Here is a 24,390-nt window from a genome sequence, read left to right on the forward strand (position 1 = left end):
TGTGAAATCCCGTTCAATGACAGGCCAATAGCCATGCCGGAACTTCCCGAAGTCGAAACCACCCGTCGCGGTATCGAACCGCATCTCGTCGGGCAGCGCGTCGAGCGTGTGATCGTGCGTGAGCGGCGCTTGCGCTGGCCGATCCCCGAGGACTTGGATATCCGCCTGTCCGGCCAGCGTATCGAGCGCGTCGAGCGGCGCGCCAAGTACCTGCTGATCGGTGCGCAGACGGGTACGCTGATCGCCCATCTGGGCATGTCCGGCAGCCTGCGCCTGGTGCCGGGCGACCTGCCGGCGGCGCGGCATGAGCATGTCGACCTGTTGCTGGAGTCGGGCCTGGCGCTGCGCTATACCGACCCGCGGCGCTTCGGTGCGCTGCTCTGGAGCCTCGACCCGGCCAGTCATGAACTGCTGGCGCGGCTCGGTCCGGAGCCGCTGAGCGAGGTCTTCGATGGCGACCGGCTGTTCCAGGCCTCGCGCGGGCGCAGCATGGCGATCAAGCCGTTCATCATGGATAACGCGGTGGTGGTCGGCGTCGGCAATATCTATGCGAGCGAAGCGCTGTTCGCCGCCGGTATCGACCCCAACCGGGTCGCCGGTACGGTTTCGCGGGCGCGCTACCTGAAGCTTGGCGCAGAGATCAAGCGCGTGCTGGCGCATGCCATCGAGCGTGGCGGCACTACCCTGCGCGATTTCGTCGGCGGCGATGGCAAGCCCGGTTATTTCCAGCAGGAGCTGTTCGTCTACGGTCGTGGCGGGCAACCCTGCAAGTGTTGCGGCACCACCCTGCGCGAAGTCCGCCTGGGGCAACGCTCCAGCGTCTATTGCCCGCGTTGCCAACGTTGATCCCGGCCCAAGTGCTATGCCTGAAGCCCGGGGCGATCGCGCTATGCTGTCATTCATTGGGCAAGGCGCTTCGATAAAAGCGCTGGAGGCTGGAAGCTGGACGAAAAACACTGACGCCACGCTCTCTCGTCCAGCCTCCAGCGCTCTTGTCGGCTGTTTACCGCGCATAGCGCGATGGAGCCCATGGCTGTACTGCTGTACTACACTCTGCGCCAGAAAGGTATTCCATGAATCTGCTCAAGTCGCTGTCCGCTGTCAGTTCACTGACGATGTTGTCCCGTGTGCTGGGCTTCGTTCGCGACACCATCATCGGCCGTATCTTCGGCGCCGGCGTGGCCTCCGATGCCTTCGTGGTCGCCTTCAGGTTGCCCAACCTGCTGCGCCGCATCTTTGCCGAGGGCGCCTTCTCCCAGGCTTTCGTGCCGATCCTGGGCGAATACAAGACCCAGCAGGGTGAGGAGGCGACGCGCACCTTCCTCGCCTATGTCAGCGGCCTGCTGACCCTGGTGCTGGCGCTGGTCACGCTGCTCGGCATGCTGGCGGCACCCTGGATCGTGTGGATTTCCGCGCCGGGTTTCGCCGACGAGGCCGAGCGTTTCGAGCTGACCGTCGACCTGTTGCGAGTGACCTTCCCCTATATCCTGCTGATCTCGCTGTCCTCGCTGAGCGGGGCGGTGCTCAATACCTGGAACCGCTTCTCGGTGCCGGCCTTCGTGCCGACCCTGCTGAATCTCAGCATGATCGTCTTCGCGCTGTTGCTGGCGCCGTACTTCGACCCGCCGATCATGGCCCTGGGCTGGGCGGTGCTGGCCGGAGGTGTGCTGCAACTGTGCTGGCAACTGCCGCACCTGAAGAAGATCGGCATGCTCGTGCTGCCACGCCTGAACTGGCGCGACACGGGGGTGTGGCGGGTGCTGAAGCTGATGGGGCCGGCGATCTTCGGTGTTTCGGTCAGCCAGATCTCGCTGATCATCAACACCGCCTTCGCCTCGTTCCTGGTGGCCGGTTCGGTGTCCTGGATGTACTACGCCGACCGGCTGATGGAGCTGCCGTGCGGCGTGTTGGGGGTGGCGCTGGGCACCATCCTGCTGCCGGCGCTGTCGCGTACCCATGCGCGGGCGGACCATGCGGAGTATTCGCGGCTACTGGACTGGGGCCTGCGCTTGTGCTTCCTGCTGGCGCTGCCCAGTGCGCTGGCGCTGGCGGTGCTGGCCGAGCCGCTGACGGTGTCGCTGTTCCAGTACGGCAAGTTCACCGCCCACGATGCGCAGATGACCCAGCAGGCGCTGATCGCCTATTCGGTGGGGCTGCTGGGGATCATCCTGGTGAAAATCCTGGCGCCGGGCTTCTATGCGCGGCAGAACATGCGCACGCCGGTGAAGATCGCGCTGGTCACGCTACTGGTGACGCAATTGCTCAATCTGCTGCTGATCGGCCCGCTGGCCCATGCCGGCCTGGCCCTGGCGATCGGCCTCGGCGCCTGCCTGAATGCCGGGCTGCTGTTCTGGCACCTGCGCAAGGGCGGTTACTACCGGCCGCTGCCAGGCTGGGGGCGGTTCCTTCTCAAGCTGCTGCTGGCGGTGGCGGTGATGGTCGGTGCATTGCTGCTGGCCTTGCACTACATGCCGGCCTGGGATGAGGGCGGCATGGCGCTGCGTCTGCTGCGCCTGGGCGGCCTGGTGCTGCTGGGGCTGGCGGCTTACTTCGGTAGCCTGGCGCTGCTGGGCTTTCGCCCCGGTGACTTCGCCCGTCGCTCCGTGGCGTAGCTGGGCGCGATCGTTCAGGTGCGCCTGGCGCACCCTGGGTCCCGGGGTGCGTTAGCCGTCAACGGCGGATACCGCTGATCCTGACCCAGCCATCCTTTTCCGCGGTCGGGTCCAGCTCGAAATACTTGTCATAGGCAGCGCGGACTTCCTCGGCCTGCTCGGCGAGGATGCCGGACAAGGCCAGCTTGCCGCCGGAGCGTATCTGGCTGGCGATTTGCGTGGACAACGCCACCAGCGGCCCGGCGAGGATATTGGCGACCAGGATGTCGGCCTGCTGCTGCGGCAGGTGCTCGGGCAGGTAGACCGGGAAGCGCTCGGCCTCGATGCCATTGCGCCCGGCGTTGTCGCGGGAGGCTTCCAGGGCTTGCACGTCGATATCCGTGCCTACGGCACGGCGCGCGCCCAGCAGCAGGCTGGCAATGGCGAGAATGCCCGAGCCACAACCGAAATCGAGCACGTCCAGGCCGTCCAGCTCCTGGCCATCCAGCCATTCCAGGCACAGGGCGGTCGTGGGGTGGGTGCCGGTACCGAATGCCAGGCCGGGGTCGAGTAGCAGGTTGACCGCGTCGGCATCCGGCGCTGCGTGCCAGCTCGGCACGATCCACAGGCGTCGGCCGAAACGCATCGGCTGGAAGTTGTCCATCCAGCTACGCTCCCAGTCCTGGTCCTCGATGCGCTCGATCTGGTAGCTCGGCAAGGCGCCGCTGGTCAGTACGCTGAGGTGGCCGAGCAGTTCGGCTTCGTCGGTACTCTCCTCGAACAACGCCAGCAGGTGGGTGTTGCTCCACAACGGGGTGGTGCCCAGGTCGGGCTCGAAGATCGGTTGGTCTTCGGCATCCATGAAGGTCACCGATACCGCGCCCGCTTCCAGCAGGGCGTCTTCGTAGACCTCGGCCTGGTCGGGGGTGATAGCAAGGCGGACTTGTAGCCAGGGCATAAAAAACCTCATGAAAAACGGCTGGAGGCTGGAGGCCGGACGAGTCGTCGCTTTCTCGTCCAGCCTCCAGCCTCCAGCGCTTCTGTCGTCTTTTAGGGATGCTTTTAGTGCTTGTCCATACCCAGTTTCTTTTCCAGGTAATGGATGTTCACGCCGCCTTCACAGAACCCCTTGTCGCGGGTCAGGTCGCGATGCAAGGGGATGTTGGTCTTGATGCCGTCGACCACGATCTCGTCCAGCGCGTTGCGCATACGGGCCATGGCCTCGTCGCGGGTGGCGCCGTAGGTGATCAGCTTGCCGATCAGCGAGTCGTAGTTCGGCGGAACGCTGTAGCCGCTGTACAGGTGCGAATCGACACGTACGCCATTGCCGCCCGGGGCATGGAAATGCTTGACCTTGCCGGGGCAGGGCAGGAAGTTCGAGGGGTCTTCCGCGTTGATCCGGCATTCCAGCGAGTGACCGCGGAGGATCACGTCTTCCTGCTTGACCGACAGCTTGTTGCCGGCGGCGATATTGAGCATTTCCTTGACGATGTCGATGCCGGTGACCATTTCGGTGACCGGGTGCTCGACCTGCACGCGGGTGTTCATCTCGATGAAGTAGAAGCGGCCGTCTTCGTAGAGGAACTCGAAGGTGCCGGCACCGCGATAGCCGATCTCGATACAGGCATCGACGCAGCGCTTGAGGACTTCGGCGCGGGCCTTCTCGTCGATGAACGGGGCGGGCGCTTCTTCCAGTACCTTCTGGTGACGGCGTTGCAGCGAGCAGTCGCGGTCGTAGAGGTGGATGGCGTTGCCCTGGCCGTCGGACAGTATCTGGACTTCCACGTGGCGCGGGTTGCCGAGGAATTTCTCGAGGTAGACCATCGAATTGCCGAAGGCTGCGCCGGCTTCGGTGCGGGTCAGCTTGGCCGACTTGATCAGGTCTTCTTCCTGGTGGACCACGCGCATGCCGCGGCCACCGCCGCCACCGGCGGCCTTGATGATGACCGGGTAGCCGACTTCGCGGGCGATGCGCAGGGCTTCCTGTTCGTCTTCGGGCAGCGGGCCGTCGGAACCGGGAACGGTGGGGACGCCGGCTTTCTTCATGGCGTCCTTGGCCGAGACCTTGTCACCCATCAGGCGAATGGTGTCGGCTTTCGGGCCGATGAAGACGAAGCCCGAATTCTCGACCTGTTCGGCGAAATCGGCATTCTCCGCCAGGAAGCCGTAGCCGGGGTGGATTGCCGTGGCGCCGGTCACTTCCGCAGCGGCGATGATCGCCGGGATATGCAGATAGGAGTTGGTCGCCAGCGCCGGGCCGATGCAGACGGATTCGTCGGCCAGGGACAGGTGCATCAGCTCACGGTCGGCGGTGGAGTGCACCGCGACGGTCTTGATGCCCAGTTCCTTGCAGGCACGCAGGACGCGAAGGGCGATCTCGCCGCGGTTGGCGATCAGTACTTTTTCCAACATCGCAGGCTCTCCGCAGTTCAAACGATGGTGAACAGCGGCTGGTCGTATTCGACCGGCTGACCATTCTCCACCAGGATGGATTCGATGGTGCCGCTGACTTCGGCCTCGATGTGGTTCATCATTTTCATCGCTTCGACGATGCACAGGATGTCGCCTTTCTTCACGGTCTGGCCGACTTCGACGAAGTTGGCGGACTCAGGCGAGGGCGCACGGTAGAAGGTGCCGACCATCGGCGAGCGGACCACGTTGCCGTTCAGTTTCGGTGCGGCCGGGGCGGCGTCGGCGGCGATGGGCGCAGCGGCTGCGACCGGAGCGGGGGCGGCCGGGGCCGGGGCATAGATCGGTTGCTGGGCATAGGCCGGTTGCTTGCTGTGGCGGCTGATGCGTACGGACTCTTCGCCCTCGTGGATCTCCAGTTCGTCGATGCCGGACTCTTCCAGCAGTTCGATCAGTTTCTTGACTTTGCGAATATCCATGAAGCAGTGACTCCCAGGTGAGTGCTATAGGTTTGCGCTGGCTTCCTCAGGAAGCAGCGAGTTGTTCCAGGGCGGCTTCCAGTGCCAGGCGGTAACCGCTGGCGCCAAGACCGCAGATCACCCCTACCGCCACGTCGGAGAAGTAGGAGTGATGACGGAAAGATTCACGCTTGTGCACGTTCGACAGGTGCACTTCGATGAATGGGATGCTCACGGCCAGCAATGCGTCACGTAATGCGACGCTGGTGTGCGTGAAGGCGGCCGGGTTGATCAGGATGAAGTCGACGCCTTCGCCATGCGCGGCGTGGATGCGATCGATCAGCTCGTGCTCGGCGTTCGATTGCAGGCAGACCAGTCGATGCCCGGCGTCGGCGGCGCGCCGTTGCAGATCCTGGTCGATCCGTTCGAGGCTGGTGGCGCCATAGACACCCGGCTCGCGGACGCCGAGCATATTCAGGTTGGGGCCATGCAGAACCAGGATCGTGGCCATGGGTATTCCTTGTTGTTCTGTCGCGGCGCTTGCGGAGCGTCGCCGGAAAAAAGATGGAAACTATGCCCGAAGGCTGTGCTGACTGTCCAGTCAAGCCGTGTTCGCGGTAAATGTCCGCATTATGGCTGGAGATGGCAGCAGACCCTCGCAGCGTAACAGCCTCAGGCCCGGCAGGCTGCTAGAGGCGCTGCCCGGCCAGGTTCAGGCGCTCGACGAAGCCGGGCCGGTCTATTTCGCCGACCACGCGGGCTTCGACGATTTCCCTGCCCTGGCGGTCGAAGAACAGCAGGGCCGGTGGCCCGAACAGCTTGTGGCGATCCAGCAGGGCGCGCTGCGCGGCGTTGCTTGCGGTGATATCGAAGCGGATCAGGCGATAGTCCTGCAACCGTTCGACCACCTCGGGGGCATTCAGCACTTCACGCTCTATCACCTTGCAACTGATGCACCAGTCCGCATACCAGTCCAGCAGCAGTGGCTGGCCCGAGTTGCGTGCGGCTTCCAGTTGGGCGTCAAGGCCGGCGGGGGTGGAAACTTCATGCCAGCTCTGCTGGCCACCGGCGAGGACGGCTGCTCGTGGCAAGGGGCGCAACGGGTCGGAGCCGCCCTGAAGGGCGCCGGTCCAGGCCGCCAGGGCATAGGCCAGCAACACCAGCCCGAGCAACTGCGCCAGTTTCTGCCGGGGTGTCTTCGGGGTCAGCTCCAGGGTGCCGAGGAACAGCGCCGTGCCGGCCGCCAGCAGCCCCCAGAGCGCCAGGGCCAGTGGCCCGGGCAGCACCCGTTCGAGCATCCAGACGGCGACGGCCAGCAACAATACGCCGAAGGCGTTGCGTACCGTGACCATCCAGGCGCCGCTTTTCGGCAGCAGGGTGCCGCCGCCGGTGGCGAACAGGATCAGTGGCGCGCCCATGCCCAGGCCGAGGGCGAAGAGTTTCAGCCCGCCACCCCAGGCGTCGCCACTGGCGCTGATATAGAGCAGCGCCCCGGCCAGGGGGGCGGAGACGCAGGGCGATACCAGCAGGCTGGACAGGCTGCCGAGCAGTGCCGCGCCGAAGAAGGAGCCGCCCCTGGCATTGCCGGCCAGTCTGTCCAGCCTGCCGCTTAGGGCCTGCGGCAGGCGCAGTTCGAACAGGCCGAACATGGCCAGGGCGAACAGCGCGAAGAACAGCGCGAATGGCACCAGCACCCATGGTGATTGCAGGCGTGCCTGCAGGTTCAGTTCGGCGCCGAACAATCCCATCAATGCGCCCAGTACGGCGAAGCCGCCGGCCATGGGCAATACATAGGCCAGGGCCAGCAGGAAACTGCGCAGCCCGCCGTTCCGGCCGTGCAGGACCACAGCCGAGAGGATCGGCAGCATCGGCAGTACGCATGGGGTGAAGGTCAGGCCCAGCCCGGCGAGGAAGAACAGTGCCAGCGATGTCCAGGAGACTCCCGGCTCTGCCGCATTCGCGCCGCTGCCCGCGCTGTCGTCCGGCGCATTTCCTGTGAGTTGCAGGGTTTCGGTTTCCGGCGGGTAGCACAGCCCCTTGTCGGCACAGCCCTGATAGGAAACCTGGAGCGCCACTGGGCGGTTTTCGGGATTCTCGAAGGGAATGATGATATCCGTGATGCCGTAGTAGACCTCGACTTCGCCGAAGTACTCGTCGACCTTGGGCTGGGCCTCGGGCAAACGTGGCTGGCCGAGGCTGACGGCGGCGTCGCTGCTCTTGAATTGCAGCCGGTGGCGGTACAGGTAGTAACCCGGCGCATTGGTGAAACGCAGCCGCGCCTGGCCTTCCTCGACGCTGACCAGGCTCAGGCGGAAGGCTTCGCGTACCGGCAGGAAATCCGCGCTATTGTTCAGCGGGGCGCCCAGGGACGGGCTGGGGCGATTATCGAACAGGCCCGCCGCGCCGGCGGGCAGGATGAACAGCAGTAGCCACAGGCTCAGCAGTCTGCGCATGGGAATCTCACCGTTGATGATGGCTACATGATAACCAAGCCTGCGGCGGGCTGCGCGGTTTCAACTGTCGCGCTGCGGCAGGCTTTGCAACCAGATACTGCCATCATGCTCGATACAGGGATGTTGTCGCAGGAAATCGCCGCTGCAGGGGCCGGCAACGCACTCGCCGCTTTCGATCAGGAACAGTGCGCCGTGGTGGGCGCACTGGATCATGCTGGCGCTCTGGTCGAGAAAGCGCCCGGCCTGCCAATCGAGACGCACACCCCGGTGCGGGCAGTGGTTTTCATAGACATGGGCCAGGCCATGCTGACGTATCGCCATGAGTGCCAGGCCGTTCACCGTAAAGCTTCGGCTCTGGCCTTCCGGCAGTTCCGTCGAATGGCAGAGTGGGATCATGCGTTGACTTCCTGGGAGGCGGGCCGTGAATTATCCCGTGGCGGGCAGGGTTGATCCAGCCGCACCCTGCACTCGAAGGGCCGTGAGGAGCGGGCTGAACGAAGAGTACCGTCCATGCCCGAGAGTGCCCACGGATTTTCTCCAGCCTCCAGCGCTTTTATGGAAGCATCTTGGCGCGAGGTGCCCGATGGTGTGCTTACCCTGGTTTCATTAAAACTGCGGCACAATCGGTTGACTTTTAAATGCTAGTAATAATCAACTGTGCGGATGATGAAGCCTGGAGCGATAGATGGTGCGTATACGAGCCTTTTGCTGTGGAGTGGGACTGTCATTGCTGGCGCAGGCTGCCCTGGCCCAGTCGGAATCGCCGCAACGCTGGGTCAGCGCCGGCGGGGCGATCAGTGAGTGGGTGGTGGCCCTGGGGGCGGAGCAGCGCCTGGTCGGCGTCGACAGTACCAGCCAGCAACCGTCGTCACTGAGGGAGCTGCCCAGTATCGGCTATCAGCGCCAGTTGGCGGCGGAGGGGATTCTCGCCCTGCGCCCCGACCTGTTGGTGGGGAGCGAGGAAATGGGGCCGCCGCCGGTGCTGGAACAACTCGGGGCCGCAGGCGTACGGATCGAGCGTCTGTCCGCCGCCGGTGACCTGACTGCACTGCAAGGCAATGTGCGGCGCCTGGGTGAATTGCTGGGCGAGCCCGAGCGTGCCGAGGCCGTGCTGGCCGATCTGGACGCCAGGCTGGCGCGTCAGGCGCATTGGCTACGGGAAGCGCAGCGCAGCCAGGCGGTGCCGGGCGTGCTGCTGCTGGTCGGGCAGGGCGGCGGCAATCTGCTGGTGGCAGGCTCAGGCACTTCGGCGGACTGGCTGCTGGAGCATTCCGGTGGGCACAATCTGGCCAGCCATCCCGGCTACAAGGCGTTTTCCAGCGAAGCGCTGGCGGCGCTGAATCCGGAAGTGCTGCTGGTGACCGACCGCAGCCTGCGCGGAGTCGAAGTGCTCAAGGCGGTGCTGGCGCAGAACCCCGGGCTGGCCGCCAGCCGGGCGGTGCGCGAGGAGCGCGTACTGGTGATCGACCCGACCCTGCTGGTCGGCGGGCTCGGACCGCGAACCCTGGAAACCCTGGCAAGCTGGTCGGCGGCCTTCTATCCGCAACAGCCGCCACTGGCTGACGGGGCGCCATGACCCGCCTGCTTTCCCCCCGGACCCTCTTTTGTGCGTTGATCGGCCTCTTGCTGGCGGCGCTGTGGCTATCGCTGGCGCTCGGGCCAGTCAGCCTGCCGCTGGGCGATACCCTGCGGGCGGCCTTGCGCATCGTCGGCCTGCCGATTGCCCCGCAGGGGCTGGAGCAGGCGGAACTGATCCTGGGGCAGATTCGCCTGCCGCGTACTTTGCTGGGGCTGGCGGTCGGTGCCGTGCTGGCGCTGTCCGGGGTGGCGATGCAGGGGCTGTTCCGCAACCCGCTGGCCGATCCCGGGTTGATCGGGGTTTCCAGCGGCGCCGCGCTGGGCGCGGCCTTCGCTATCGTCGGCGGTTCGTTGTTCGGCGGCATTCCCGCGGCGCTGGAGCCTTATCTGCTGTCCGCCTGTGCCTTCGCTGGGGGGCTTGGGGTGACCGCGCTGGTCTATCGCCTCGGCCGCCGCGACGGCCAGACCCATGTGGCGACCATGCTGCTGGCGGGGATCGCGTTGACCGCGCTGGCCGGGGCGGCGATCGGGTTGTTCACCTACCTGGCCGACGATGCCACGCTGCGCACCCTGACCTTCTGGAACCTGGGCAGCCTGAACGGTGCCAGCTATGCCCGTCTCTGGCCGCTGTTGCTGGTCACCCTCGGCGTGTCGCTGTGGCTACCACGCCGGGCGAAGGCGCTGAATGCCCTGTTGCTGGGGGAGTCGGAGGCCCGTCACCTGGGGTTCGAGGTGGAGCGCGTCAAGCGTGAGCTGGTGTTCTGTACGGCGCTGGGCGTCGGCGCTGCGGTCGCGGCGGCAGGCATGATCGGTTTCATCGGCCTGGTGGTACCGCACCTGGTACGGCTGCTGGTGGGGCCGGATCATCGGGTATTGCTGCCGGCCTCGGCCCTGGCCGGCGCCAGCCTGCTGCTGCTGGCCGATCTGCTGGCGCGGCTGGCCCTGGCTCCCGCCGAACTGCCGATCGGTATCGTCACGGCCCTGATCGGCGCGCCGTTTTTCCTGTTCCTATTGCTCAAGGGGCGCGCCTGATGCTGAGAGTCGAAGGGCTGGGGGTCCGGCGCGGTGCCGAGGCGGTGCTGAGCGGCGTCGACTTTTGCCTGTCGAGCGGGGAGGTATTGGGTGTCCTCGGCCCCAACGGGGCCGGTAAAAGCACCTTGCTAGGTGCGCTCTGCGGGGAGTTGCCGGCCAGTGAGGGAAGCGTGTCGCTGGCTGGCCGAGCGCTGGATGACTGGCACGGCCCGGAGCGGGCGCGGCGCCTGGCGGTGCTGCCGCAGATATCGACGTTGAATTTCGCTTTCCGTGTGCATGAGGTAGTCGAGATGGGACGGCTGCCCCACGCCACCGGCAGGCACATCGACCAGCAGGCGCTGCTGGAGGCGCTGGATGCCGCGGATGCCGCGCACCTGGCCGAGCGCAACTACCTGACGCTGTCCGGTGGGGAACGGCAGCGCGTGCACCTTGCCCGGGTGCTGGCACAGCTCTGGCCGGCAGGAGAGGGCAGCGTGCTGTTGCTCGATGAGCCGACCTCCATGCTCGACCCCCTGCACCAGCACAGCACCCTGGGGGCTGTGCGGGCGTTCTCGCGCAGTGGCGGGGCGGTACTGGTCATCCTGCATGACCTGAACCTGGCGGCGCGCTATTGCGACCGACTGTTGCTACTGGCCAGCGGCGGCGTGCATGTCGCGGGTACGCCCGAGGAGGTCTTGCGGCCCGCTCCGCTGAAGGCGGTGTTCGGCCTGGATGTCCTGGTCCAGCGCCATCCCGAGCGGGGCCACCCGCTTGTCATCGCACGTTAGGGGGTTAGCCATGCGCTGTGTGCCGTTGTTTTTACTGCTGCTGCTTTCGGCCTGCCAGGCGAACCTGCCCGCGTTGCCCGAGTGGCAGAGCCCGTTGGGACGCGAGCATGCCGACCTGGGGCGCATTCGCGATCTGCGTAGCGGCGAGTGGTTGGCGCCCGCCCAGTTGCTCGAGCGCCTGGCGGCGGCCCCGCGGGTGCTGGTCGGCGAGCAGCATGACAATCCGGACCATCATGCGCTGCAGGTCTGGCTGCTACAGGCCCTGGCGACGCGCAGGGAGCAGGGCGCTCTGTTGCTGGAGATGCTGACGCCCGACCAGCAGGGCGCGGTGGACGCGGTCAAGGCGCGGCTGGCCAGCGGCCAGGCGGTGACGGACCTGCAGGGCGAACTGGCCTGGGCCAGGGGCTGGGACTGGGCGCTGTACGGGCCCCTGGTTCGCCATGCGCTGCGGCAGCCCTACCCATTGCTGGCGGCCAATCTGGAGCATGGCGAGATGATGCGCATCTACCAGGAGCAACCGCCGCTGGCCGGCAGCGCATCGACGGCGGCGCCCGTTCGCCAGGCCCTGTTGCGGCAGGTCCGCGAGGCACACTGCGGGCTGTTGCCGGAAAGCCGGATGCCGGCGATGCTGGCCATCCAGCAGCAACGTGACCGGCGCATGGCCGAGGCGCTGCTGGCGGCGCCGCTTCCCGCGCTGCTGTTCGCCGGGGCCTATCATGTCCGCCGCGACCTGGGGGTGCCGTTGCATCTGCGGGATCTTGGCGGCGAGGCGGGTACCCAGGTGCTGATCCTGGCGGAGGTCGGCAAGCGCGTGACGGCTAACCAGGCCGATTTCGTCTGGTACAGCGCGGCGCTGCCGGCGCAGGATCACTGTGAGAAGCTGCGGCAGGAGCCGGCGCGCTAGGGCCTGTTGCCGTTTCGGCGCAAGCCGCGTTGTCGCGAGCGAGAAATTCCTCCCGGTCAGGCCGCGCCCGTTGCCGACGGGCTTGCGGCATTCACTCCATCCCTGGGTTTGCGCAGGACGCAGGCAATGGCCACGGCTGTCACCGCGTGCTGCCGGGTATTCGTGCCGCTGGCGCGTCAGGGCTCCAGGCCGATCCCGCGCAATATCACCGCGGTGATGGTCTGCACTGCCTGCTCGAACTGCTGGTCGGAGAGCGGCTGATGGCCGTTCAGCGCGGTGACCTGGTAATCGAAGTCGGCGTAGTGCTGGGTCGAGGCCCAGATCATGTAGAGCAGCGCCGAAGGCTCCACCGGGCGGATGCGTTTTTCCTCCACCCACTGGCGGATCTTGTTTTCCTTGAACTTGGCACCGGCGAACAGGTGCTCGTCGAGGATGTCGCGGAATAGCGGCGCACCGTGCATGATCTCGTTGGCCCAGAGCTTGGAGCCGTGTGGGCGGGTGCGCGAGTGGGTCATCTTTTCACGGATATAGCTGGTCAGCACCACCCGTGGATCGTCGAAGTGCACGAAGCAGGCGCCCTCCCGCTCCCAGACGCTGAGCAGGTTGACCAGCACTTCACGGTACAACTCGTCCTTGGTGCTGAAGTAATAGTGCAGGTTGGAGCGCGGCAGGTCGGCATGCCTGGCGATGTCGGCCATCGACGTGCCGGCATGGCCCTGTTCGGCGAAGACCTTTTCGGCGGCCAGGAGGATTTTCTCGACGTTTTTGCGGCGAATGTTGATCTTGTGGTTTGTCATTCCATCCCCAGGCTTGGTTCCATGGACCAAGACTAACCGAAACATCGGTCGAATTCAGTACCACCGGCAGCCTGCCAATACCGTGCCGCCTCATTCGTGAGGATTGCGGTTTCTCAGGCTTTTTCTGTCAGACGGCGCCGCTAGTGGCTGTGCGGATGCCTGGTGGCGGGGGGCCTTCGCGCCCCAGGGATGGCGGCGAAGGGCTACAGGGAGGTATTCACGCGTACCCCATTCCGCCACCTGGCATTCGCACCGATACGATGACTCCGAGGTCACGCAGTACGCTTCATCGCCAGATACCCCTTTGCCAATCCGCTATCAACGAGCCAGAGCACGATCACCCAGCCTGTAGGCCCGTCTGCCGTGCGCGGGGTGCTCCACCGCTCATGCCTGCTGCGCCAGCCGGGCCTGCCAGGCGTGGGCATTGGCGAGCAGGCGCTGTTCGTCCTGGCGCAGCAAACGCCCGTCATCGAGCAATTGTTCGCCGGCGACCCACAGGTGTCTTACGCAGTCGCGGCCACTGGCGTAGATCAACTGCGAAACCGGGTCGTAGAGCGGCTGCTGGGCGAGGCCGGAGAGGTCGAAGGCGACCAGGTCGGCAGCCTTGCCGACTTCCAGCGAGCCGGTTTGCTCAGCCATGCCCAGCGCCCGCGCACCGTTCAGGGTGGCCATGCGCAGCGCGTTGTGGGCGTTCAGCGCGGTGGCCGAGCCGGCCACCGCCTTGGCCAGCAGTGCCGCGGTGCGGGTTTCGCCGAGCAGGTCGAGGTCGTTGTTGCTCGCCGCGCCATCGGTGCCGACGGCGATATTGATGCCAGCTTGCCAGAGTTTCTCCACCGGGCAGAAACCGCTGGCCAGCTTGAGGTTGGATTCGGGGCAATGCAGCACGTGGGTGCCGCTGTCCCGCAGCAGGTCGATGTCGCTGTCGTCGATCTGCGTCATGTGCACCGCCTGAAAGTGCGGCCCGAGCAACCCGAGCCGCGCCAGTCGTGACAGTGGCCGTTCCCCGCCGGCCTGCACGGCGGCGGCGACTTCGTCGGCGGTTTCATGCACGTGCATCTGGATGCCCGCGCCGTATTCGCGGGCCAGGTCGCGCACCCGCAGCAGGCTGGCGTCGCCGACCGTATAGGGCGCGTGCGGGCCGAACGCCATGCGCAGGCGCGGGTGCCCGCGCAGTTTCTCGAACAGTGGCAGGCCGTCGCGCAGCACTGCTTCGCTATCCGCCGCTCCGGGGATCGGGAAGTCCAGTATCGGCAGGGTGATCTGCGCCCGCACACCGGTTTTCTCCACCAACTCGGCGACCACCTGCGGGTAGAAATACATGTCGGAGAAGCAGCTCACTCCGCTCTTGATCTGTTCGGCGATGGCCAGGGCGGTGCCGTCGTGGACGAACGCCTGGTCGACCCAGCGCCTTTCCGCCGGCCAGATATGCTGTTCCAGCCAGGTCATCAGCGGCAGGTCATCGGCCATGCCGCGCAGCAGGCTCATCGCCGCGTGACCGTGGGTATTCACCAGTCCCGGGGCCAGCAACATGCCTGTCAGTTCGCGTAGCTCCCGGGTGGGGCTTTGCAGCAATCGCTCACGCGGTGCGATCAGTGCGATGCGCCCGTCGCGGATGCCCAGGCCGTGGCCTTCGAGGACCACGCCGGCGGGTTCGACCGGCACCAGCCAAGTGGGTAGCAGAATCAGGTCGAGCGGGGTTCCGGCGGTCATCGGGCAGGCTCCTGGCTACGGAATATTTCCGCGTACAGCGGCCAGTGGTCGGATACGCCGTCGTCATGCTCGCCGCCTGCGAAACGTGCCGGCGAGCCCCATTTGTTCACCTGGTAGCGGTGCTTGTGCGCCAGGCGGATGCTCGCCGTATCGACTTGCCAGCCGTTGAAGCCGTCGTCGAGCATTTCCCGGGGGAACAGGAAAATGTCGAAGAACGACCATTGGCGCAGTGCGTGGTAGTAGTAGCTGCCTTTGCAGCCGGCGCAGCCGATCAGGTGCGAGACGCTCCAGTCGCGGGCCAGGCCCTGGGCGATATAGCCGTGTTGCAGCTCTTCGCCGGCGTTGATATTGAAGTCGCCGCCGACGATCGGCAGCACGTCGGCCGGCAGTCGGCTTTTCAACTCGGCGAGGTACTCGACCGCCTGGCGCCGCAGGTAGCCGGGGCCGCCACCGGAGGGCAGGTGTACGGCGAATACCGAGGCTTTCTGGCCGTCCGGCAGCAGCAGGCGCACTTCGAGAATACCGCGTGTCTTGCCGGTCTTCTGTTGCGGGTCGCCGCCTTCGGCACGGTATGGCACCTGGTGCAGGATGGGGGCGTCCCACTGAGGCAGGCGACTGAGCACGGCGTTGTCGATACCTCGTTCGTCCCAGCCTTCGAGCAGCACCCGGGTCTGGTAGCCGGCCTGGTCCAGGCGGGCGTTCAACTGCTCGACCACGTCGAGGTTTTCCACTTCCTGCAGCAGCAGGATGTCCGGTCCGCGGCCATGCCCGACCTGGCCGATCACCGCGCTCAGGCGCTCCAGCTTCTCGGCCAGCAACGCGTCGTTCCAGTCATTCTGCCGGCATTCCTGGCGCCACTGCGGGACGCTGATCCTGTCACAGGCGGCCAGGTAGTCGGGATTGGCCAGCTTGACGCTGAGCGGCAGGTAGGTGAAGTCGTCCTTGCCCTGGTCGTGGGCGGTGTCGAACAGGTTCTCGACATTGTAGGTCATCAGTGACACGCGCAACTCGCCGGGTTGCGGGGCCGTGGAGGAAAGGCAGCCCGCGAGGGCGAGGATGGTCAGCAATAGCAGGGCGAGCGGACGTAGAGGGTTCATGGGGAATCACTTCCAACGGGCAAAGGAATGACCACCGGCCAGCCCGGACAGACGCTGGCCGGCTGTACACAACGGGGTCAGCGGGCCGGCTGGCCGGCCGTCAGGGCCTGGTCGAGCAGGCGCGCCAGGCGGGCGGCGGCCAGTTCGACGCGCTGCTCGGCGAGCGGGACGAATTTCTTCATGTAGCGGGCGTCGATGGTGTCGTTACCGCGCTTGGTATTCTCGTTCATCAATTTGTCACCACGGCTGTATTCCTTGCCGGTGCGGTTGTACTCCAGGTTTTTCGCCGCGTAGTCGATGCCGCCGTCGTCATTGTCGTCGTATTGCCGGGTCGGCAGCTTGCGGGTGCTGACTGCCTTGGGGTAGATGTCGGCGTCGCGGACGATCCGGCAGGATTCCTGCGACCACTCCGCGGGGCTGGCCGCGCCCGCCGCGGGCAGATCCTTGTGCAGCTTGTCGGCGTAGGCGCCGATGTCCAGTTTCGCGGTGGAGAGCAGGAAGTCGTCCCATACCTGGCGCAGGTTGTAGTTGCGGTTGCCGGCGCGCACCGGGAACCCTTCCCCGCCCTGATCGTCCTTGAAGCTGTTGTTCAATGGCGAGTGGATGTCGGCGACATGTTGCAGCAGGAACAGCAACGCCATCAGCCGTGCCTGGTCCGGCGCCTCGGGGTCGGCCAGGGTGGCCTGGTTGCGCTCGATGGCGGCGACCGTGCAGACCCCGCCCGGGCAGTCGCGCGGCGGCTGGTACTGGCAGTCGTCGGCCTGGTAGGGCACCCGTCGTTCATCGCGGGTCTTCTCCCATAGCTCCCTGGTCTGCGGGTTCTTGTCCAGGTTGCCGGCCCAGTTGGCCACCGTCGCCAATTCGCTCTGCTTGATCAGCCCGAGCAGGCGTGTGGCTTCGGCCCTGGCCTGTGGCGCGAGCTGGCGCTGTGTCAGTTCGGCGACCAGGGCGGTGCCCTGCTGGCCCCAGGCCATGGCTTCGCCGGCCCACAGGCCGACGACCAGCAGCAGGCCGGTATGCAAGGATGTGTTCGCTTTCATTGCTCTGATTCTCCTTTTGCGTGGCGCTGGCTGGCGCCGCCGTGGGTCATGGTGTGGTGAGCAGGGCGTCGAGGGTCAGGCGCAGCATGTCGTGGAAGTCATCCTGGCGTTGCTGCGCGGAGAGTTTTTCGCCGGTGAGGATATGGTCGCTGACGGTCAGCACGGTCAGGGCCTGCTTGCCCAGTTCGGCGGCGACGCCGTAGAGCCCGGCCGCTTCCATCTCCACGGCGAGGATGCCCATTTTCTGCATGCGTTCGAACAGCGCCGGGTCCGGCTCGTAGAACAGGTCGGCAGAGAATACGTTGCCCACATGCAGCTTCTGGCCACGTGCATCGGCGGTCCGCACCACGCGCTCGAGCAGGCGGTAATCAGCGATCGCGGCAAAGTCGAAGCCGCCCAGGCGCTTGCGGTTCACCATCGAGTCGGTGCTCGCGCCCATGCCGATCACCAGTTCGCCCAGCCTGACGTGCGGCTGGGTGGCGCCACAACTGCCGACGCGGACGATGCGCTCGACGCCGAACTGGCTGAACAGTTCGTGGGCATATATCGACAGTGACGGGATACCCATTCCGGAGCCCATCACCGAGACCGGCCGGCCTTGGTAGAGGCCGCTGTAGCCGAGCATGTTGCGCACTCCGTTGACCTGCCTGACGTCGCTGAGGTAGGTGTCGGCGAGCATCTTCGCGCGCAGTGGGTCGCCGGGCATCAGCACGGTTTCGGCGAAGTCGCCCATCTGGGCGGCGATGTGTGGAGTCGGCATGTCAGGCATCTCCGGTGGAGGCAGTGGAAAGAAAAGACCGCCCATGGGAGCACGGCGGCAGCCCGAAGAAATCGGCCAGGGTCTGGCCGATATCGGCAAAGGTTTCCCGTTCGCCGAGGCTGCCGGCGCGCACGCCGTTGCCCCACGCGAGTACGGGGATATGTTCGCGAGTGTGGTCACTGCCCGCTGCACTGGGGTCGCAGCCGTGGTCGGCGGCGAGCAGCAGCAGGTCGCCTGGCCGCATCTGCGCCAGCAGCTCCGGCAGGCGCCGGTCGAAGGCCTCCAGCGCGGCGGCATAGCCGGCGATGTCGCGGCGGTGGCCATAGAGCATGTCGAAGTCGACGAAGTTGCTGAACACCAGGGTGTTGGTTGGGGCATCGCGCAAGGCCTGCAGGGTGGCGTCGAACAGCGCCTCGTTGCCGTTGGCCTTGTACAGGCGGCTGATGCCCTGGTGGGCGAAGATGTCGCCGATCTTGCCTACCGCATGGACCTGGCCGCCGCTGGCGCAGAGGCGTTCGAGCAGGGTCGGTGCGGGTGGCGGCACGGCGTAGTCGCGGCGGTTGCCGGTACGCGCGTAGGTCGCCGGGCCGTCACCGAGGAATGGCCGGGCGATGACCCGGCCGATGTTGTAGGGGTCGCACAGCTCACGGGCCAGTTCGCATAGCGCCAGCAACCGCTCGAGGCCGAAATGCTCCTCGTGGGCGGCGATCTGCAGCACGCTGTCGGCGGAGGTATAGAGGATCGGCTTGCCGCTGCGCACGTGCTCGTCGCCCAGTTGCTCGATGATGGTGGTGCCCGAGGCGTGGCAATTGCCGAGGATGCCCGGCAGGCCCCCGCGTTTTATCAGGCTGTCGAGCAATTCGGCTGGGAAGCTGTTCTCACGGTCGGCGAAATAGCCCCAGTCGAACAGTACCGGCACGCCGGCCATTTCCCAGTGGCCGGATGGCGTGTCCTTGCCGCTGGACAGCTCGCGGGCATAGCCGTAGGCGCCTTCGACCTTTATCCCGGCCTGGAAGCCCGGCGGGAACTCGCCGCCGCTGAGCGCCGCGGCATGGCCGAGGCCCAGCCGCGCCAGGTTGGGCAGGGCCAACGGCCCCTGGCGCGAGGCCGTATCGGCGGCACCGTGGGCACAGGCCTGGGCGATATGCAGCAGGGTGTTGGCTCCGGCATCGCCAAAGCGTCCGGCATCGGCGCTGGCGCCGATGCCGAAGGAATCGAGGACCAATAGCAGGGCGCGTTTCATCAGGCCTCCAGGCACAGGTGGGAGATCAGTTGGCGGGTGTCCTGCGCTGCGTTGGCCACCCGGTAGGCGTTCAGCAGTGCGGCGGCGGCCTGCTCGGCCTGTTGCCGGGTGCGGGCGTGTACCTGTGCCAGCGGGCGATCGGGGCCGACGCGTTCGCCGGGGAAGGCCAGCCCGCTCAGCCCCACCGCGGTGTCGATGCCGTCCTGTGGCCGCCGCCGGCCACCGCCCAGGGCGACGACCGCGAGGCCCACCGCGCGGGTGTCGATGCTTTGCACCAGCCCTTCCCGCGGCGCCTGCACCGGTATCACCACCGGTGCCTGTGGCAGATAGTCCTGTGGTCGTTCGACCAGATCGCCCGGGCCACCGAGGGCACTGACCATTTGGCTGAAGCGCTGCAGTGCGGCGCCACTGGCCCAGGCCTCGAGCAGGCGCTCACGGGCCTGTTCGGCGCTGCTGGCGAGGCCGGCGCAGAGTAATGTCTGCTCGGCCAGCGCCAGGGTCACGTCCCACAGCCGCTGGCTGCGCACTTCGCCACGCAGCAGGGCGATGGCTTCCTCCACTTCCAGGGCGTTGCCCGCCGAGCGCGCCAGCGGCTGGCTCATGTCGGTGATCAGCGCACGGGTGCGCACGCCGGCGCCGTTGGCCACCGCGACGATGCTTTCGGCCAGCGCCAGGGCATCCTCGTCATGGGCCATGAAGGCGCCGTTGCCTACCTTGACGTCGATCATCAGTACATCGAGGCCGGCCGCCAGCTTCTTGCTGAGGATCGAGGCGACGATCAGGTCGATCGACTCCACCGTGGCGGTGACATCGCGGATCGCATAGAGGCGCTTGTCGGCTGGGGCGAGGTCGCTGGTCTGGCCGATGATCGCGCAACCGACCTCGGCCACCACCTGGTACAAGCGCTCCAGGCTCGGCTGGCTGTCGTAGCCGGGAATGCTGTCGAGTTTGTCCAGGGTGCCGCCGGTATGGCCGAGGCCTCGCCCGGAAATCATCGGCACATAGCAGCCACAGGCCGCCAGCAGCGGTGCCAGCGGCAGGCTGACCAGGTCGCCGATGCCGCCGGTGGAGTGCTTGTCGACCACCGGCCCGGGCAGTTTCCAGCTCAGTACCCGGCCGGAATCGCGCATGGCGGTCGCCAGTGCGATACGTTCCTCGACATTCATGCCCTTGAGCAGCACGGCCATGGCGAACGCCGCGGCCTGCCCTTCGCTGATACTGCAATCGGTGATGCCGGCGATGAAGCGCTGGATGTCGCTTTCACTGAGTGCCTTGCCGTCGCGTTTGCGACGGATCGCTTCCTGTGGCAGCCAGTCCATCAGTAGCCTCCTTGCGTCGGCGCGAGCGGCTCGTGGCCCGCCTTGCGCAGCAGGTCGTCGAGCAGGCTGGAGGCACCGAAGCGCAGGTGCCGGGGGCCGACCCACTGGCTGCCGAGCAGGCGCTCGGCCAGCCACAGGTAGACCAGCGCCTGGGCCAGCGTGGCCATGCCTCCGGCCGGCTTGAAGCCGACTGTGGCATCGCTGTCGGCAATGCAGGCGAGCATGATTTGCGCCGCCTCGGCGGTGGCGTTGACCTTGACCTTGCCGGTGCTGGTCTTGATGAAATCGGCGCCGGCGGCGATGGCATCCTGGCTGGCATTGCGGATCAGCACGGGGTCGTTCAACTCGCCGGTTTCGAGGATCACCTTGAGCAGCGCGCGCCCCTCGCAAAGGGCCTTGCAGGCGGCGACCAGGGTGAAGCCGCTGGCGGCATCGCCGGCCAGCAGCGCGCGATAGGGATAGACCACGTCGATCTCGCTGGCGCCGTCCTCCAGCGCCTGGCGGATTTCGGCCAGTACATCGGGCAGGTTCGCGGTGCCGGCGGGAAAGTTGCACACGGTGGCCACCGCAACGCCCTGGCCGCCGATCCGGTCGAGAGTGCGCCGCGCCAGGGCGACGAAGCGCGGGAATACACAGACGGCGGCGACCGGGCCGACCGCTGTCATGGCTTTATGGCAGAGCTGCACGATGCGCGCGTCATCATCGGTATCGTTCAGTGAAGTAAGGTCGAGCAGGGCGATTACCTTGCGAGCGAGCGTTTCATCGTTGTTTGTCATTGCGTGTTCACATGCATTCAGTAGGTTCGGATCAAAGAGAGACGAAGAGGCCGGCTATCGCCGCGCTCATGAGATTGGCCAGGGTTCCGGCGAGCACTGCCTTGAGACCCAGCCGCGCGAGGTCCTGGCGGCGGTTCGGCGCCATCACGCCCATGCCGCCGATGATGATGCCGATCGACGACAGGTTGGCGAAACCGCAGAGGGCGAAGGTGATGATCACCTGGCTGTGCGCCGACAGTACCTCCACACCCTGGGCCGCGGCCCGTACCGGGTCTATCATCGCCGCCATCTGTACATAGGCGACGAACTCGTTGAGCACCAGCTTCTGGCCGATCAGGCTGCCCGCCTGCACCGCTTCGCTCCAGGGGATGCCGAGCAGGAACGCCAGGGGCGCGAACAGATAGCCAAGGATGGCCTGCAGGCTCAGCCCGGGCAGGCCGAAGCAGCCGCCGAGCCAGCCGAGCAGGCCGTTGAGCAGTGCGATCAGGGCGATGAAGACCAGCAGCATGGCGCCGACGTTGAGCGCCAGTTGCAGGCCATTGGCGGTGCCGATGGCGGCGGCGTCGATGACGTTGACCGGCTTTTCGCGATCCTCGAACTCGGTGTGCTCGGCCGGGTCGTCATGCGGCTTTTCGGTTTCCGGGATCATCAGTTTGGCCATCAGCAGGCCGCCGGGCGCCGCCATGAAGCTGGCGGCGATCAGGTAGCGCATGTCGATGCCCAGCGAGGCATAGCCGAGCAGCACCGAGCCGGCCACCGAGGCCAGTCCGCAGACCACCACCGAGAACAGTTCGGACTCTGTCATGCGTGCCAGGAAAGGACGTATGACCAGCGGCGCCTCGGTGGTGCCGACGAAGATATTGGCCACCGACGACATGGTTTCCGTGCGGCTGGTGCCGAGCACGCGGCCCAGGCAGCCGCCGAACACGCGAATGATCAGGCCCATGACACCGATGTGGTAGAGCACCGCCATCAGGCCGCTGAAGAAGACGATCAGTGGCAGCACCTTGAGGGCGAAGATGAAACTCTGGTTGCCGAACAACTGGCCCATCAGGGCGCTATCGTTGAGGCCACCGAAGAGAAAGTCGATGCCTTGGTTGGCGTATACCTCCAGGTTGGACACCGCCGAGGACACCGACTCCATCGCACCCTGTCCCCAGGGCACATAGAGCGCGAAGGCGGCGAAACCGACCTGGAAGGCGAATGCACCGACGATTGTGCGCCAGTTGATCGCGTGCCGTGCGGATGACAGCGCGTAGGCGATCAGGAACAGAACGATGATGCCAAGAAAGGCCATGTTTCGATGACTCCCCACGGAAAGGAAAAACGCGGCAACCTTGTCACGGCTGGCCGCATGACATGTTCATAAGGAATCGAACGCCCCCGGCAGCAGTTGCTCCACCGTCCAGTCGCGGGCGGACTGCGGATCGTGGCCGACACAGAAAACCGGGCAGTCCCTGCCCAGCAGTTCGAGCATGACCTGGCGGCAGGCGCCGCAAGGCGAGATCACTGCGACTTTTGGTGCATACACCAGCATTGCCCTGAAGCTGCCAGGCGCCAGGCCCTGGCTGATGGCGCTGAACAGGGCCGTGCGTTCGGCACAGTTGGTCAGCCCGTAGGAGACGTTCTCCACATTGCAGCCACGGACCACTTCGCCGTTGCCGGTCATCAGGGCGGCGCCCACCGGGAAGTCCGAGTGGGGGCACCAGGCCTTGCCGGCCGCCTCGATGGCCTCCGGCAGCAATCGTTCGTACAACGCTTGCAACTCGTCGCTGCGCTTCATTGCGCCCCCTCCGACAGGCTCGCGCCGACTTTATGGATGCGCCCCCGGGCTTCCTCCGCTCCGGCCGGCGAGCCGGCCCGGTCGCGCTCCTGCAGATAGCCGACCAGCGCCTCCAGGTCGTTGAAACCGGTATCCAGGCGTTCGCCGGCGTTGGCCAACTGGCTGAAGTTGTCGCCACCCTCGGCCAGGAAGGAGTTGACCGTGACCCGGTAAGAGCCTTCGGCGCGCACCGGCAGACCCTCGATCATCAGGCTTTGCGGCACTATCTTGTGGCCGTGCGGGCGGCTGTCGTCCCATTGATAGCTCAGCGAAGAGGACGCTTGCAGCGGGTAGAAGCCCAGCCCGCCGCTCTGCCATTGCTGTTCGAGCAGTTCGCTCAACTGTGCGCCACTGAGGCTGAGGATGGTCAACGTATTGTTGAACGGCTGGATGCTGGCGAGCTGGCCATAGTTGGCCTGGTCTTGGCTATCCTCCAGCAGCAGGTCGGTACGCAGGCCACCCATGTTCATGAACGCCACCTGGGCACCCAGCGAGCGGGTGGCTGCCAACTGTGCATTGGCGATCAGCCTGCCCAGGGTCGATTCCCCTGCATCGTTCAGGGTCCGGTCGAAGGTGCGCGCACCCAGGCGAGCCACGGGCTGATCCAGCCGGGCTTGGCTGCGCTGCAGCAGCGTCCGTTGCAGTTCGGCGATTTCCGGCGAGGCGGCGGCGCTGTAGCGCTCGGGGTCGACCACCAGGTTGTGCGCCTGGACATCCAGCAACTGCCGCCGCCGAGGGTCGAGCGTCAACTTCAGGTGGGTAACCAGCCGGCCGTAGGAACTGCCCTGGGTGACCAGTCGTTCGCCGAGCCGGCACAGATAGCCCTGGTGGGTATGGCCGGTGATCACCACTTTGATCTGTGGATCGAGACGTTCGACCACCTCGACGACATCGCCGCTCAGTTGGCTGCAATCGGGTTTGTCGAAGGCTTCGGGGGTTTCGCCGCCCTGGTGGATAATGGCGATGACGGCATCGACGCCCTGTTCGCGCAGCTCCGGCAATTGAGCATTGATCGCGTCGGCTTCGTCGATCGTGTACAGGCCCTGCATGCTCGTGCCGCTGACGGTGCTGTCGAGCTCTTCGAGCACCGCGCCGACGAAGGCGACCTTCGCCCCGCGCACCTGTTCGATGCGGTAGGCCGGGAACAGGCTCGTGCCGCTGGCCTTGTCCATCAGGTTGGCGGCGATGTAGGAAAACTTCGAGCCCTGGTAGTGTTCGTCGAGCTGGCAGGCCCGCTCCGGGCGCGGCGAATCACAGCCGCCCTCAAGCTGGCGCAGCAACTCGCCCTTGCCATGGTCGAGCTCATGGTTGCCGACCGTACTGAACCTGAGCCCCAGCAGCCCCAGCGCCTTCAGGCTGGGTTCATCGGCCCACATGGCGGAAAGCGGCGGGCTGCCACCGACCATGTCGCCCGCGCCGACCAGCAGCAGCTCGGGGTCGTCCCGGCGCAGTTCGCCGAGCAGGCCGCTGAGCGCTTCGATACCGCCGGCCTTGAGCGTCACTTCGCCGCCCGGGGCCTGCGGATCGGGGTAGCTGAACGGGCTGCTCAGCAGGTTGCCGTGGAAATCGTTGAGGGCCACCACATTGATTTCAACCGGTGTCGTCTCTCCATACCGGCAGCCGGCGGCCAACAT

General features: G+C 66.1%; 23 protein-coding genes. 6 read left to right on the forward strand and 17 right to left on the reverse strand.

Annotated features, from left to right (window positions below):
- Nucleotides 1-33: 33 nt before the first annotated feature.
- Complete coding sequence (gene mutM / locus DNJ95_RS08795) at nucleotides 34-846, forward strand: bifunctional DNA-formamidopyrimidine glycosylase/DNA-(apurinic or apyrimidinic site) lyase (protein ID WP_131184347.1); 813 nt, start codon at nucleotides 34-36, stop codon at nucleotides 844-846.
- A gap of 227 nt (nucleotides 847-1,073) precedes the next feature.
- On the forward strand, nucleotides 1,074-2,612 hold the full coding sequence (gene murJ, locus DNJ95_RS08800) for a murein biosynthesis integral membrane protein MurJ (protein WP_131184348.1): 1,539 nt from the start codon (nucleotides 1,074-1,076) through the stop codon (nucleotides 2,610-2,612).
- Nucleotides 2,613-2,670: 58 nt separating this feature from the next.
- Here the strand turns inward: murJ and prmA are convergent, their stop codons facing one another.
- The 6 genes from prmA to DNJ95_RS08830 form a co-directional block, all read right to left on the reverse strand.
- Nucleotides 2,671-3,549 (reverse strand): 50S ribosomal protein L11 methyltransferase, encoded by an 879-nt coding sequence (prmA, locus tag DNJ95_RS08805; protein WP_131184349.1) that lies wholly within the window; start codon nucleotides 3,547-3,549, stop codon nucleotides 2,671-2,673.
- 104 nt (nucleotides 3,550-3,653) lie between these two features.
- Entirely contained in the window at nucleotides 3,654-5,003 is a 1,350-nt protein-coding gene (gene accC / locus DNJ95_RS08810; RefSeq protein WP_131184350.1) for an acetyl-CoA carboxylase biotin carboxylase subunit, read from the reverse strand.
- Between the two features lie 17 nt (nucleotides 5,004-5,020).
- Nucleotides 5,021-5,479, reverse strand: coding sequence for an acetyl-CoA carboxylase biotin carboxyl carrier protein (gene accB / locus DNJ95_RS08815; protein ID WP_131184351.1), 459 nt, complete (start codon nucleotides 5,477-5,479; stop codon nucleotides 5,021-5,023).
- A 46-nt stretch (nucleotides 5,480-5,525) separates the two neighbouring features.
- Nucleotides 5,526-5,969, reverse strand: a complete 444-nt coding sequence (gene aroQ / locus DNJ95_RS08820) for a type II 3-dehydroquinate dehydratase (RefSeq protein WP_131184352.1) — start codon at nucleotides 5,967-5,969, stop codon at nucleotides 5,526-5,528.
- Between the two features lie 178 nt (nucleotides 5,970-6,147).
- Nucleotides 6,148-7,911: a protein-disulfide reductase DsbD gene (locus DNJ95_RS08825; protein WP_131184353.1), complete on the reverse strand. Its 1,764-nt coding sequence runs from the start codon at nucleotides 7,909-7,911 to the stop codon at nucleotides 6,148-6,150.
- A 60-nt stretch (nucleotides 7,912-7,971) separates the two neighbouring features.
- On the reverse strand, nucleotides 7,972-8,307 hold the full coding sequence (locus DNJ95_RS08830; protein ID WP_131184354.1) for a Rieske (2Fe-2S) protein: 336 nt from the start codon (nucleotides 8,305-8,307) through the stop codon (nucleotides 7,972-7,974).
- Nucleotides 8,308-8,599: 292 nt separating this feature from the next.
- Here DNJ95_RS08830 and DNJ95_RS08835 point away from each other — a divergent pair, with 292 nt between their 5' ends.
- The 4 genes from DNJ95_RS08835 to DNJ95_RS08850 are packed head-to-tail and all read left to right on the forward strand — an operon-like array spanning nucleotide 8,600 to nucleotide 12,192.
- The gene (locus DNJ95_RS08835) at nucleotides 8,600-9,487 is read left to right on the forward strand and encodes a heme/hemin ABC transporter substrate-binding protein (RefSeq protein ID WP_420824390.1); all 888 of its coding nucleotides are present in this window, start codon (nucleotides 8,600-8,602) and stop codon (nucleotides 9,485-9,487) included.
- Nucleotides 9,484-10,521 carry a FecCD family ABC transporter permease gene (locus tag DNJ95_RS08840; RefSeq protein ID WP_131184356.1) on the forward strand — a complete coding sequence of 346 codons (1,038 nt, stop codon included), beginning with the start codon at nucleotides 9,484-9,486 and terminating at the stop codon, nucleotides 10,519-10,521. Before DNJ95_RS08835 ends, DNJ95_RS08840 begins: the two co-directional genes overlap by 4 nt.
- A complete protein-coding gene (locus tag DNJ95_RS08845; protein WP_131184357.1) occupies nucleotides 10,521-11,288 on the forward strand; it encodes a heme ABC transporter ATP-binding protein in 768 nt (255 codons plus the stop codon). The genes DNJ95_RS08840 and DNJ95_RS08845 overlap by 1 nt, the downstream gene beginning before the upstream one ends.
- A gap of 10 nt (nucleotides 11,289-11,298) precedes the next feature.
- On the forward strand, nucleotides 11,299-12,192 hold the full coding sequence (locus DNJ95_RS08850; RefSeq protein ID WP_131184358.1) for a ChaN family lipoprotein: 894 nt from the start codon (nucleotides 11,299-11,301) through the stop codon (nucleotides 12,190-12,192).
- Nucleotides 12,193-12,368: 176 nt separating this feature from the next.
- Here the strand turns inward: DNJ95_RS08850 and DNJ95_RS08855 are convergent, their stop codons facing one another.
- The 11 genes from DNJ95_RS08855 to DNJ95_RS08905 all read right to left on the reverse strand — a co-directional run bounded on the left by DNJ95_RS08855 (nucleotide 12,369) and on the right by DNJ95_RS08905 (nucleotide 24,390).
- Nucleotides 12,369-12,989, reverse strand: coding sequence for a TetR/AcrR family transcriptional regulator (locus DNJ95_RS08855; protein ID WP_131184359.1), 621 nt, complete (start codon nucleotides 12,987-12,989; stop codon nucleotides 12,369-12,371).
- 384 nt (nucleotides 12,990-13,373) lie between these two features.
- A complete protein-coding gene (locus DNJ95_RS08860) occupies nucleotides 13,374-14,699 on the reverse strand; it encodes a TRZ/ATZ family hydrolase (protein WP_131184360.1) in 1,326 nt (441 codons plus the stop codon).
- Nucleotides 14,696-15,796, reverse strand: a complete 1,101-nt coding sequence (locus DNJ95_RS08865) for an endonuclease/exonuclease/phosphatase family protein (RefSeq protein ID WP_131184361.1) — start codon at nucleotides 15,794-15,796, stop codon at nucleotides 14,696-14,698. Before DNJ95_RS08865 ends, DNJ95_RS08860 begins: the two co-directional genes overlap by 4 nt.
- A gap of 77 nt (nucleotides 15,797-15,873) precedes the next feature.
- The gene (locus tag DNJ95_RS08870) at nucleotides 15,874-16,836 is read right to left on the reverse strand and encodes a S1/P1 nuclease (protein WP_131184362.1); all 963 of its coding nucleotides are present in this window, start codon (nucleotides 16,834-16,836) and stop codon (nucleotides 15,874-15,876) included.
- A 46-nt stretch (nucleotides 16,837-16,882) separates the two neighbouring features.
- Nucleotides 16,883-17,596 carry a purine-nucleoside phosphorylase gene (deoD, locus tag DNJ95_RS08875; protein ID WP_131184363.1) on the reverse strand — a complete coding sequence of 238 codons (714 nt, stop codon included), beginning with the start codon at nucleotides 17,594-17,596 and terminating at the stop codon, nucleotides 16,883-16,885.
- A 1-nt stretch (nucleotide 17,597) separates the two neighbouring features.
- A complete protein-coding gene (locus tag DNJ95_RS08880; protein ID WP_131184364.1) occupies nucleotides 17,598-18,839 on the reverse strand; it encodes a phosphopentomutase in 1,242 nt (413 codons plus the stop codon).
- Complete coding sequence (gene deoA, locus DNJ95_RS08885) at nucleotides 18,839-20,158, reverse strand: thymidine phosphorylase (protein WP_131184365.1); 1,320 nt, start codon at nucleotides 20,156-20,158, stop codon at nucleotides 18,839-18,841. The genes DNJ95_RS08880 and deoA overlap by 1 nt, the downstream gene beginning before the upstream one ends.
- Nucleotides 20,158-20,934 carry a deoxyribose-phosphate aldolase gene (gene deoC / locus DNJ95_RS08890; protein WP_131184366.1) on the reverse strand — a complete coding sequence of 259 codons (777 nt, stop codon included), beginning with the start codon at nucleotides 20,932-20,934 and terminating at the stop codon, nucleotides 20,158-20,160. The genes deoA and deoC overlap by 1 nt, the downstream gene beginning before the upstream one ends.
- A 31-nt stretch (nucleotides 20,935-20,965) precedes the next feature.
- The gene (locus DNJ95_RS08895) at nucleotides 20,966-22,231 is read right to left on the reverse strand and encodes a NupC/NupG family nucleoside CNT transporter (RefSeq protein WP_131184367.1); all 1,266 of its coding nucleotides are present in this window, start codon (nucleotides 22,229-22,231) and stop codon (nucleotides 20,966-20,968) included.
- Between the two features lie 66 nt (nucleotides 22,232-22,297).
- Entirely contained in the window at nucleotides 22,298-22,717 is a 420-nt protein-coding gene (locus DNJ95_RS08900) for a cytidine deaminase (protein WP_131184368.1), read from the reverse strand.
- Nucleotides 22,714-24,390 carry a bifunctional metallophosphatase/5'-nucleotidase gene (locus DNJ95_RS08905; RefSeq protein ID WP_242671955.1) on the reverse strand — a complete coding sequence of 559 codons (1,677 nt, stop codon included), beginning with the start codon at nucleotides 24,388-24,390 and terminating at the stop codon, nucleotides 22,714-22,716. The genes DNJ95_RS08900 and DNJ95_RS08905 overlap by 4 nt, the downstream gene beginning before the upstream one ends.

The organism is Stutzerimonas kirkiae, assembly GCF_004327335.1.
GTDB lineage: Bacteria > Pseudomonadota > Gammaproteobacteria > Pseudomonadales > Pseudomonadaceae > Stutzerimonas > Stutzerimonas kirkiae.